The following is a 1,036-nucleotide window of genomic DNA, read 5'->3' as shown; positions in this document are numbered from 1 at the left end:
AGGTGGATTCACACTCGAAGTGCAACACTTGAGAGAAGGCCTCGAGAGGGGTTTGGAAGTCAAGGCATTTGCGCGGGGTGTTGTTGTAGGCGTTGATGGACTGGCGGAGGCGGCGCGTCGGGAAGGTCGCGAGATTGGTTTTGCGCGGAATGAAGCGGCGCATCCGACCGATCGCATTCTCGATGCCGCCCTTCTGCCAGGGCGCGTGCGGATCGCAGAAGAAGGTCTCGATCGCGAGGCGGTGCAGCTCCAGGTGACAGGCGAACTCGGTGCCATTGTCGAAGGTAACGGTCTGGCACAGGCCTTCCGGCAAGGCAGCGAACAAGCGGACGAGATGACGGGCGATCCCGCGCGCGAGCTTGCTGGCGATGCGGATGCCGAGCAGCAGGCGCGAGGTGCGCTCATGCACGGTCAGGATCGCCTGACCGTATTTGGAGAACATCATCAGGTCGGCTTCCCAATGACCGGGGGTGCTGCGATCGGCGGCCTCGATGGGCCGTTTGTCCAAGGAAACACGGCCTTCGATGAAGCTTGCGGGACTGCCGCCCTTCTTGCCGCGGTAGCCGCGTTTGCTCTTGCCGCGTGGCAGATAACGCCGCCAGCTGAAGTCCGAGGTGCGTCGGATCTGGGCGTATATGAAGCGGTAGATGGTCTCGTGGGAGATCACCTTGCGGCCGTGTTCGCGGGCCAGCCGGCCCGCGACCTGCTCGGGCGACCAGCCCCGACCAAGGCGCCCCAATACCGCGCGGCGCAGGCCGGGCTCCCGTTCGAGGCGTCCGCCCGTCCAGCGCCGCGCTCGCATCTGTTGCTGGGCATAGCTGGGTTTGTAGCCGACCTGGGCGCCAGAATTGCGGTTCAGCTCCCGAGAGATCGTTGATGGCGAGCGATCCAGAGCTGCCGCGATTTGCCGCACCGAGCTGCCATTGGCTGAAAGCCGGGCAATCTCGCATCGCTCGTCCAAGGATAGCTGCTCGTAACTCCGCCCCATCGCAACACCTCCTCAAGGAAGTGTTGCACTTCGTTTGTGAACTCAGGG

General features: G+C 63.7%; 1 protein-coding gene. It reads right to left on the bottom strand.

Annotation, left to right across the window (positions count from 1 at the left end; translation table 11 throughout):
* Positions 1 to 988, bottom strand: a 988-nt coding sequence (locus H8A92_RS40495; protein WP_229200809.1) for an IS30 family transposase, incomplete at its 3' end; no start/stop codon positions are given.
* Positions 989 to 1,036 lie beyond the last annotated feature (48 nt).

This window comes from Bradyrhizobium acaciae (genome assembly GCF_020889785.1).
Classification (GTDB): domain Bacteria; phylum Pseudomonadota; class Alphaproteobacteria; order Rhizobiales; family Xanthobacteraceae; genus Bradyrhizobium; species Bradyrhizobium acaciae.
The sequence above is the reverse complement of the archived record's forward strand: the minus strand, read 5'-3'. Positions and strand labels throughout refer to the sequence as shown.